We start from the raw sequence: 10,263 nt of genomic DNA, 5'->3' as shown, positions 1-10,263 counted from the left end.
ATCCCGTAAGTTAAGCATGGAAAATAAACGCAGGCTCTGTTGTTTAAATGATGATTATTTATTCGAATCCTTGAGTTTGTTTATATAATGAGCTTTGATGCGTTAGCCCTGAGCATCTTGAAGTTCATTCGGTATAAACGATTAATCATTATCTTGAATGAAATTATATTCCATTATTTTCATTCCTTTTTTTGAAGAGTCTCGCAATATTTCTATAGCATAAATCTATTTATCAGGTATGATTCTTCAATCAAAATCCAATAAAATATCATTGTTAATAAATCATTTAACTAATAGAAATAACTAACAACATAGGAAATATAATGAATATTTTCATACAATATTTTAATAAATTAAGATCAATTTCACCGAAATTCGATATTATGCCCAATACAAACATCCTGTACCTAAGTTCACCACTTAAATTCTTTTATTGCCATGTTTCACTTATAAAAAAAACTGTCGGAGCAGATTGGTTAAAAATAAAAGAACCACAGTTAAGCGGCTAGATATGAAAAAACCCCGCTTGAGACGAGGTTTGATACCTTACGAATAATTAATTTACATAGACAACGCTTTTAAAACATGAATAGGATCTTTTTCTATTGCTTTCAGCAATGCTTTTGCTGGCCCGGTTGGTTCACGTCTTCCTTGCTCCCAATTGCGTAAAGTCCCAACATTAACGGAAATCAACTTAGCAAAACCAGTTTGACTTAAGCCTGTCGCTTGGCGAATATTCTTTACTTTTATCGCCTCAACATTAATTTCACGAGAGGGCACACGCTCACTATTAATAATCTCATTCATCTGTGTCATACTTTCAGTCAGCCTGGCAAATAATTTACTATCCATCTCTACCACCTCTCATTTAAGTCTCTCAGGATTTTCTTCTCTGATTCACTCAGATCGTCTTTTGTGCCTTTTTTATAAATCAACAACAATTGGATATGTGAAACATCCACCTTGTAATAATAAATAATACGTACACCACCACGCTTTCCCTTACCACGAGAGACCCACCTGACTTTACGCAACCCGCCAGTACGCTGGATAACATCTCCAGCTATGGGATTAGCTGCAAGATATTGCTGAAACTCACGATATTCATCGCCACTTAATAACTCTTTACAGTCCTCAGTGAAAATATCAGTTTCAATGAATATCATATTTAAGTGCGTCATAAGTGTATGTGAAGTCATCATATGCCCCATCACACAGTAAGTCAATGACGCATAAATGTCTGTTGATATAAACCCCTTTAATAATAGGTGTTTTTTACCATCCTTTGCTTAGGGTTAGAATGAGCAACTAAAAAAACAATGCTGATTATACCCTATGGATTTCAAGATACATCGCGACAGCAAGGGAGCGAATCCTCGGGAGCATAGCTAACTATGTGACCGGGGGAAGTGAGTGCAGCCAACAAAGAGGCAACTTGAAAGATGACGGGTATAGATGTCGTGGAATTTGTGCACATAGCCCATTTGTTGTCATTAAACCCAGTCCAGATTCTGGGCAAAATAAAGCTGAAAAAACCTAGTCTTAACAACAACCTAAAGTGAACATCCACAGTGCATATCACAAATAAAAACACATATAAATCAGCACATTGCAACAACAGGAACTCACAAGATCATGAAAAATACCACGTTCTAATCAAGGGGTTAATTTGCGCCCTACATCGGTTGCATCTTACCTCGCATCCTGCTCCGAGGCCGTGGCCATCTGCCGCAACAGAATGGCCAGTTCGGCCGGGTCACCGTCGCGACGGACTTCGGCAAGCAGCTCCGCTGCATAAGTCGATCAGCGCGGAAGTGCTCGGCCATGACCTCATCATGCGATCTATCTTTCATTTGGTGCCACCCTCCTTTCAAAGTGCACGGTTTGGTAGCCAAGTTCCGTGCGATGCCATCGCGGCTAGAAAAGGATACTTTCGTCCCAACCACCGTGTTTCTCCTGTGTCACTTTAGCTTTTATCCTCGCCTCTAGCGACTTAATAAACCGAACCGAGGCCGCAACGTGATTGAAGATCAACAGGCTTTCCTCATAATTCAGGATTGGGTTGTCGTGAGCTAAGCTCTTGTTGTTCCGCACATCGTTAAAGGCTTCAAGCACCGAGATGCTGGACTTTAAGATACGCTCGGTCATCACTGACTCAAGATGACCTCCATCACGTAACGCCTTCACATACTCGCCAAAGACACTATGCAACGGCTTGTCACGGGTGATCGTGATGCCGTGAGGCGCACATGTCACACGGATGAACTTGTTGACGAACGTATGAAGCCGATCTAACCCGCCCTCAGGTTGATTTTTCTCGATAGCTTCGCGAACGTGCTCCGCCGCCACCTCGAAATCTCGTTCATCCGCGATGGCTATCAGCGCATCTAGCTCAACTACCGGCTGGTCACTGAGAAGCCGTTGAGCGATCTTTCGGCAGTCGTCAATCAGCACTGGGTTGCTGTCACCAAAGCACTGCCCTTCGCTGGCGTAGTCGACCAAACCGCCGATAACTCGACCCACCACATAGTTCGCCTCCAACTCCCAGAAGGTGCGCATACGGTTAGCCTTCGACGTGCCGCGCACTCGGTAGCGTTCGGCATCAATTTCCACCCGGTATTCGACGAAGAAGTCGCCGAAGGTTCGGTCTGAAAAATTGAGGACGTACCCGCCGCTCATTCCGAGCAGCCTTTCCAGTTTCCGACGTTCACTCCCGCTAAGATCGGACATAGGTGCTCCTATCTCAGCCCAACCGTGCCGCTTCTGCCGCAACGTGGCCTGCCAAAGCTGCCACGAACGTCTTGAGGCTGGTCATCGAGGACAGTTCCGCGAAATCGCCGGTATTCACCGCGCTGCGCTCCGCCGCGATGACGGCAGCGGTAGTGTAAAGCTGCTCCTGCACCAGTCGCTGACACAGCAGGTCATACCGCTTGAGATATGACGCACCCTTGAATTCCTCGAACACAGGAAAGTGTGGCGACGAGTCGCGGACGGATTTACGAGACTCCGGCGCATCCTCAACCATCATCATCCACCCTACAAATGGACGCGGTTGCTTGCCGAAAGCTTCTTCACGGAAGGCTGTCCATAAATCATGAGCCATCCCGATTGCTTCCTCAGTTCGATTATTGAAGTTGTTTCCGAACGAGGGGCCTACTTGGCTTTTCAGTTCGATGGCTGCGATCAATTGTCCCTTGTAGAGCACCAAAAGATCCCACAGTTTAGTCGGACGAAAATATCCGGGCAGGGTCAGCATCGCCCGGTTCTGGTGAATCTCAGCATGGGCTAGCCCATTGGCCTTGATGATGTCGAGCACCAAAGCCAAGAACCCGTCCATGTTCTTGCCAGCGGTGACTCCTGCACGTTCACCTTGGTCGGCCTTGCCCGACTCTATTTGTTTTTGTCTTGCTGCTTCGCGGTTGCCCCAAAACTCCTTCACGGCTTCGCGGGCTTTCTGTTCGTAGTCGACGAGATCGAGCGCCATTTATTCTCCATTTCCCCCGAGGGCAGATCGTTCTTCTTGGCTTAGGTCGTAGAGCCTGAACACAGCCCGGTTGCAAGCTTGCAAGTCCCGTTTGATAGCAGCCTCGGCTAACTCACGGCGCAGCGGTTCTGGCACTTCAGCCCAGAGCGGAATGCGAATGCGGCGCAGGTACTGCGCTTGGAAGCGTAGGAATCCACCCCGCATTTTCGTTGAATAGGTCGCCACAAACAGACGAGTGACAGCGGATAGCAGGACAGCCTGCAAGGCCCGTAAATCCCAGTCGTCTGACGTGACGTAGTAGAGGTTGTGATGAGGATACAGTTCACCATCTTCATAGACGATATGCGCCTGTCCCTTGATATCTGGAATCAGGAGCTTTGGCCTCGCAGCCAACGACGGCGTGATGCGGTCAATTGTGCGATACCAGTTGGCCGGAGCTTTCTGCGCACAGTGACGCCCAGCGATCACCTCTCGTCGAGCCTCAAGGTAGCGCCGCAGACGGGGATATTCGTCAAGATCGACCAGTCCGCCCTGCTCAGCAAAGGGGTTGATAACACCCAGACCCCGCCACTCCACTTCGCCGGTCATGATGTCTTTGGTTGTTACCAGCGGCACCTTCCGGTCTGGCTCAACATTGAGCACGTCGAAATCCCCGATAAACGCTTTGTCCGCGCCAGTCGCAACACCGATCCCGACCTTACACCCGGCCTCTTCCAGCAGGGGAAAGTCCCCCTCCAAACGGCGAATAACCGCCATCTGGTCGAATGACTCCAGCAACCACGGCTCCGAACCGTTGGTCACTTGGGCAAGTTCACGCGCCGGGCCGACTTCCTTCGGCAGCGAGGGTGCTTTGAGCAAACCTGCCAATGCGGTCAGCGTCGCACGGTCAATAGCCGGGCGGTAAGCGATGCGCGTTGGCCTCGGCACTTCACGGCTGATGATAGTGATTGCTGGGTAGGCAATCACATCGGAGTGGAAGGCAGGTGTATCCACCATGTCGACATAGACTTTCAGGTGGAACCGCTCGGCTACGAGGCTGCGCAGTGGCCCGCCATAGCGGTTTTTCATCCAGCGATCAGCGCAGATGAAGCCTAGGCTGCCACCATCCGACAAAACCGACAGAGACCGCTCAATGAAGGGAATGTAGATATCTGCCCGGTCATACATCGTCAGGTAACGACTACGATATTCTGCAAGCAGCGGTGCCGGAATCAACTCCTGACGAACATAGGGTGGGTTGCCAACCACAAAATCAAATTGCCCCTCCAGCGGTGCCAGCAGGAAATCGCCTTGCGACAGCCAGTAACTAGCCAACGTGACCGCAGCATTCGCAGCGATCCCTTGCCGCCTGAGCAGTGCGACAACGGCAGCTTTGGTGCTCTTAAAGGTCTCGTGGTGCAGTTCCACCGCCCGGATTGCATCGGTTAGTTCGTCGAGCGCGGAACCGCTCGGCCTTGCTGCCCGCCATGCACTCAGTAGCCGCTCAATGATCGGCAACAGAAAGTCGCCACCACCAAATGACGGCTCCAAAAGCCGCTTTTCGTGAAGCGGTTGATCCTCTGTGTAACCAACCAAGTCGAGAATGAAATCCACCACCTCAAAGCGCGTGAAAATGGCCCCTCGGGCTTCGAGCCCGCCCTCTGTCGCCAAAGCTTCAGTCGCTGCCGTGACGGGACATACAGGCACTGCAACAGCTCTAGGAGTAACCTTGCTGCGCACGCTGTTTGCGGCGTCTAGTTGTTGGGTCATCCCAAATCCTCATTGGCGCGGCGTGATGACGCCGACATGCTTGTAAAGTGTGGTTCGGGACACGCCATAACGGCGGGCCACCTCGGCCACCTGAATATCGGGATCGCGCAACAGGGCTTTGATCTCGCGCACCTGCTGGTCGTCCAGCTTCGGTTTGCAGCCACAGGCCCGGCCTGCGTCCGCTCCCGGATTAAGCCACGCTCGAACTCGGCCAGTGCCGCGAACACATGGAAAACCAATCTGCCCGCTGCGCTGCTCAAGGTCAGCCACGATCTGCATCAGATCGGCGAGGCTACGCCCGAGTCGATCCAGCCGCCACAACACTTTAGTGCCAGTCTATGCCGGATTCGGGATCATTCCCACTCAATAGTCGCAGGTGGTTTGCCGCTGACATCATAGACAACTCTTGATATCCCATTGACTTCATTGATGATCCGGTTAGAAACTCGTCCCAGGAAATCGTAGGGTAAATGCGCCCAATGTGCGGTCATAAAATCAATCGTTTCTACTGCTCGCAACGAAACAACCCAGTCATATTTACGACCATCCCCCATCACACCCACGGAGCGAACTGGCAAGAATACGGTAAACGCCTGACTGACTTTATTGTACAAATCAGCTTTGTGCAGCTCTTCGATGAAAATAGCATCTGCACAACGTAGCAAATCGCAGTACTCTTTCTTCACTTCACCCAACACACGAACACCCAAACCTGGGCCTGGGAATGGATGACGGTTCAACATGTCATAAGGCAATCCCAATTCTAAACCAATCTTACGCACTTCATCTTTAAACAGCTCTTTTAGCGGTTCCACCAAACCCAATTTCATCTCTTCCGGCAAACCACCTACGTTATGATGAGATTTGATAACGTGTGCTTTGCCTGTCGCAGATGCCGCTGATTCGATGACGTCTGGATATATAGTGCCCTGTGCCAGCCATTTAACCTGAGCCTGTTTGCTCGCCTCTTCATCAAAGACTTCAACAAATACACGACCAATTGTTTTGCGTTTCTCTTCCGGATCATTGATGCCAGCCAGTGCAGTCAGGAAGCGGTCTTCTGCTGGGACATGAATAATATTCAGCCCAAATTTACCGGCAAACATTTCCATCACCTGCTCAGCTTCATTCAAACGCAGTAAACCATTATCAACAAATACACAGGTCAGACGGTTACCAATTGCGCGATGCAGTAACAATGCGGTGACAGAGGAATCAACACCACCGGACAGCCCCAAAATAACGTGATCCTCACCAACCTGTTCACGCAGGCGTACAACGGTATCTTCGATAATAGAAGCAGGCGTCCACAGCGCTTCACATTGGCAGATATCCAGTACAAAACGTTCCAATATACGCTGCCCCTGATGGGTATGGGTGACTTCCGGGTGGAATTGCACGCCATAAAAACGTTTTTCTTCATTTGCAATGATGGCAAATGGACAGGTATCAGTGCTGGCGATAGTGACAAAGTCCTCGGGAATTGCAGTAACTTTATCACCGTGACTCATCCATACATCCAATAATGGTTTACCTTGCTCATTTAATGAATCTTGAATCCCACGGAATAATGCACTCTCCGCTTTAATTTCAACCTGGGCATAACCAAATTCACGCTCAGTAGAATCTTCTACCTTACCACCAAACTGTACTGACATCGTTTGCATGCCATAGCAAACGCCCAGAACCGGAACGCCAGCGTTAAAAACATATTCAGGTGCACGTGGACTTTCTTGTGCTGTGGTACTTTCCGGGCCACCGGAAAGAATAATACCGCTTGGGTTGAATTCGCGGATTTGCTCTTCAGTGACATCCCATGCCCAAAGTTCACAATAAACCCCGATTTCACGGATACGGCGAGCAATCAATTGAGTATATTGCGAACCAAAATCAAGGATAAGAATGCGGTGTTGATGGATATTAGTTGTCATGTGCGGTGAATTCCAAAAAAACAAGTAACAAATAAAAGATAAGTGGCCCTTATATGGGCCACAATAAATATGGATTACGAACCTAACCAGTAGTTTGGAGACTCTTTGATAATGGTGACATCGTGAACATGGCTTTCCTGAATACCGGCATTACTAATGCGAACAAATTCTGCTTTGGTTCTCAATTCATCAATAGTTGCACAGCCGGTCAGCCCCATACAGGAACGCAAGCCTCCCATTTGCTGATGGACAATGTTTTTCAGCAAACCTTTATAGGCAACACGGCCTTCAATACCTTCCGGTACCAGTTTGTCCGCGGCATTATCAGTTTGGAAATATCGATCAGAAGAACCTTTGGACATCGCCCCCAATGATCCCATGCCGCGATAAGATTTAAATGAACGTCCTTGGTAGAGCTCAATTTCGCCTGGTGATTCTTCTGTCCCTGCCAGCATAGAACCCACCATAACACATGACGCTCCTGCGGCGATGGCTTTAGCAATATCGCCAGAGAAACGAATACCACCATCAGCAATAACTGGAATACCGGTGCCTTCCAACGCTTCAACAGCATCAGAGATAGCCGTAATTTGTGGTACCCCTACACCGGTAACAATACGGGTAGTACAGATAGAACCGGGACCAATACCGACTTTAACCGCATTGACGCCAGCCTCTACCAGCGCTTTTGCGCCTTCCCCAGTCGCCACGTTACCACCAATAATTTGTAGATTTGGGTATTTAGCACGGGTTTCACGGATACGTTGCAGTACCCCTTCAGAATGACCATGCGAGGAATCAATAAGCAGAACATCAATACCGGCGGCAACCAATGCATCAATACGCGTTTCATTGCCAGCACCGGCACCAACCGCGGCACCAACACGTAAACGACCACGTTCATCCTTACAGGCGTTCGGTTTACGTTCTGCTTTCTGAAAATCTTTAACCGTGATCATGCCAAGTAGATGAAAGTTTTCATCAACTACCAGCGCTTTTTCGACACGTTTTTCGTGCATTTTCTGCAACACAACTTCACGGGCTTCACCTTCTTTTACTGTCACCAGACGCTCTTTAGGCGTCATTACCGCAGTAACAGGCTGATCCAAATCGGTAACGAAACGTACATCACGGCCAGTAATAATACCAACCAACTCATTTCCTTCAGTGACAACCGGATAACCCGCAAAACCATTACGTTCTGTCAATTCCTTAACTTCACGCAGCGTTGTTTTAGGTGCCACAGTGACTGGATCTGTCACTACCCCACTCTCATGTTTTTTGACTCGACTAACTTCTTCTGCCTGACGCTCAATGGACATATTTTTATGGATAAAACCCATTCCACCTTCCTGAGCCAACGCAATAGCCAAACCAGATTCGGTGACGGTATCCATAGCGGCAGACAACATAGGAACTTTCAAACGAATGGAGGAAGTCAGTTGAGTAGACAGGTCAGCAGTGTTAGGTAAAACAGTAGAGTGGGCAGGAACTAACAGAACATCATCAAAGGTTAAAGCTTCTTTTTTAATTCGTAACATAAGCAATATCTCACCAAGCTGCTGAAAATTTAAGGGATAAAATATTGCCGTGGCATTATACAGAACGTAATCGGTTGCCTCCAGCATTTTATTAAAAAATTTCTTGCTTACTTCATGATGAACGTTAGTATCAGCATATTAAGTTATTGTTTTGAAATTTGATCTTTCTCACATGTCACTACTTTTTAATACTGGAATTTTTTCTGTCAGTCGTCTTAATCAGACGGTTCGACAACTGCTCGAAATGGAAATGGGCAGAATTTGGCTAAGCGCTGAGATATCCAATTTTTCTCACCCCTCCTCCGGGCACTGGTATTTCACGCTGAAAGATGAGCGTGCCCAAGTGCGGGCGGCAATGTTTCGCAGTAGCAATCAACGGGTAACATTCAAGCCACAAAATGGTCAGCAAGTTTTGGTTCGCGCGACAATCACGCTTTATGAACCAAGAGGAGATTACCAGCTTATTGTTGAAAATATGCAACCCGCCGGTGATGGCCTGTTACAGCAACAGTTTGAATTATTGAAACAACAACTTGATGCCGAAGGATTATTTGACCAAAGCCACAAGAAGCCCCTGCCATCCCCTGCTCAACAGCTTGGTGTCATTACTTCAACCAGCGGCGCAGCCCTGCATGATATTTTGAATATTTTAAAGCGTCGTGACCCATCATTACCCATCATCATTTATCCAACAGCGGTTCAGGGCGCAGAAGCACCATTACAGATTATCCGGGCTATTGAATTAGCTAATGAGCGTCGTGAGTGTGATGTATTGATTGTTGGGCGCGGTGGTGGCTCGCTGGAAGACTTATGGAGTTTCAACGATGAACGTGTCGCCAGAGCCATTTTTCACAGTGATATTCCGATAGTCAGTGCGGTCGGTCATGAAACAGATGTCACCATTGCTGATTTTGTAGCAGATTTACGCGCCCCAACGCCATCAGCGGCTGCTGAGTTAGTTAGCCGTAATCAGCTCGAATTATTACGTCAAATTCAGTCGCAACAACAGCGATTGGAAATGGCAATGGATTATTTCTTTGCCCAGAAACAACGTGTTTTCAGTCTATTATCTCATCGTTTACAGCAACAACACCCTCATTTACGACTAGCGCGTCAGCAAAACTTACTGGTCAATTTACGCCAGCGACTCACTGACAGCTTGCAACGACACTTAAAGCAAAGCAGCCTGGCTTATGAGAAATTACAGCAACGGCTCTGGTACGTGGAACCTAACTCGCAAATCCACCAGTATAGCCAACAGATTCAGCAACAAGATTTTCGGTTAAGACAAGCGATTGAAAGGCAAATCAGCCGTTCCAGAGAAAAATTTGCCATTTCCTGTTCACGGATGGAAGCCGTTAGCCCTTTGGCAACACTGGCTCGTGGTTATAACATTAGTCAAACATCGGATGGAAAATTACTAAAACAAACCAAACAGGTACGTGTTGGTGATGTCCTGAATACCCGTTTACAAGATGGCTGGATTGAAAGTGAGGTGTTGAAAATCAAGAAAGAACGGAAAAAACGATCTGCAAATCTGAAATAGTGGCCTTCCTTT

General features: G+C 47.9%; 10 protein-coding genes and 1 pseudogene. 2 read left to right on the top strand and 9 right to left on the bottom strand.

From position 1 onward, the window contains the following. Positions 1-561 precede the first annotated feature (561 nt). Together ACGF49_RS08625 and ACGF49_RS08620 are read right to left on the bottom strand one after the other, a co-directional pair. Positions 562-852, bottom strand: a complete 291-nt coding sequence (locus ACGF49_RS08625; RefSeq protein ID WP_113041025.1) for a DNA-binding transcriptional regulator — start codon at positions 850-852, stop codon at positions 562-564. Between the two features lie 2 nt (positions 853-854). Beyond that, positions 855-1,166: a type II toxin-antitoxin system RelE/ParE family toxin gene (locus tag ACGF49_RS08620; protein ID WP_113041117.1), complete on the bottom strand. Its 312-nt coding sequence runs from the start codon at positions 1,164-1,166 to the stop codon at positions 855-857. A gap of 230 nt (positions 1,167-1,396) precedes the next feature. Here ACGF49_RS08620 and ACGF49_RS08615 point away from each other — a divergent pair, with 230 nt between their 5' ends. Continuing rightward, positions 1,397-1,540 carry a hypothetical protein gene (locus ACGF49_RS08615; protein ID WP_158536478.1) on the top strand — a complete coding sequence of 48 codons (144 nt, stop codon included), beginning with the start codon at positions 1,397-1,399 and terminating at the stop codon, positions 1,538-1,540. Positions 1,541-1,692: 152 nt separating this feature from the next. On the opposite strand, the pseudogene ACGF49_RS08610 reads toward ACGF49_RS08615, so the two are convergent. From ACGF49_RS08610 to guaB, 7 genes and pseudogenes are all read right to left on the bottom strand, one after another. Then, positions 1,693-1,853: pseudogene (locus ACGF49_RS08610) on the bottom strand (addiction module antidote protein). A gap of 64 nt (positions 1,854-1,917) precedes the next feature. Then, a complete protein-coding gene (locus ACGF49_RS08605) occupies positions 1,918-2,730 on the bottom strand; it encodes an abortive infection family protein (protein WP_113041026.1) in 813 nt (270 codons plus the stop codon). Between the two features lie 13 nt (positions 2,731-2,743). Continuing rightward, positions 2,744-3,484 carry a PaeR7I family type II restriction endonuclease gene (locus tag ACGF49_RS08600; RefSeq protein ID WP_113041027.1) on the bottom strand — a complete coding sequence of 247 codons (741 nt, stop codon included), beginning with the start codon at positions 3,482-3,484 and terminating at the stop codon, positions 2,744-2,746. Then, entirely contained in the window at positions 3,485-5,233 is a 1,749-nt protein-coding gene (locus ACGF49_RS08595; protein WP_229015690.1) for an Eco57I restriction-modification methylase domain-containing protein, read from the bottom strand. Between the two features lie 9 nt (positions 5,234-5,242). Then, entirely contained in the window at positions 5,243-5,365 is a 123-nt protein-coding gene (locus tag ACGF49_RS08590) for a helix-turn-helix domain-containing protein (RefSeq protein ID WP_228957004.1), read from the bottom strand. Positions 5,366-5,586: 221 nt separating this feature from the next. Next, positions 5,587-7,164: a glutamine-hydrolyzing GMP synthase gene (guaA, locus tag ACGF49_RS08585; RefSeq protein ID WP_262978154.1), complete on the bottom strand. Its 1,578-nt coding sequence runs from the start codon at positions 7,162-7,164 to the stop codon at positions 5,587-5,589. Positions 7,165-7,238: 74 nt separating this feature from the next. Further along, positions 7,239-8,705: an IMP dehydrogenase gene (gene guaB, locus ACGF49_RS08580; protein WP_387490558.1), complete on the bottom strand. Its 1,467-nt coding sequence runs from the start codon at positions 8,703-8,705 to the stop codon at positions 7,239-7,241. Between the two features lie 172 nt (positions 8,706-8,877). Between guaB and xseA the strand changes: the two genes are divergently transcribed. Then, positions 8,878-10,251, top strand: a complete 1,374-nt coding sequence (gene xseA / locus ACGF49_RS08575) for an exodeoxyribonuclease VII large subunit (protein ID WP_262978156.1) — start codon at positions 8,878-8,880, stop codon at positions 10,249-10,251. Positions 10,252-10,263 lie beyond the last annotated feature (12 nt).

The organism is Photorhabdus sp. RM96S (assembly GCF_042879335.1).
GTDB lineage: Bacteria > Pseudomonadota > Gammaproteobacteria > Enterobacterales > Enterobacteriaceae > Photorhabdus > Photorhabdus kayaii.
Note: the sequence above shows the minus strand (reverse complement) of the source record. Positions and strands in the feature narration are given on the sequence as shown.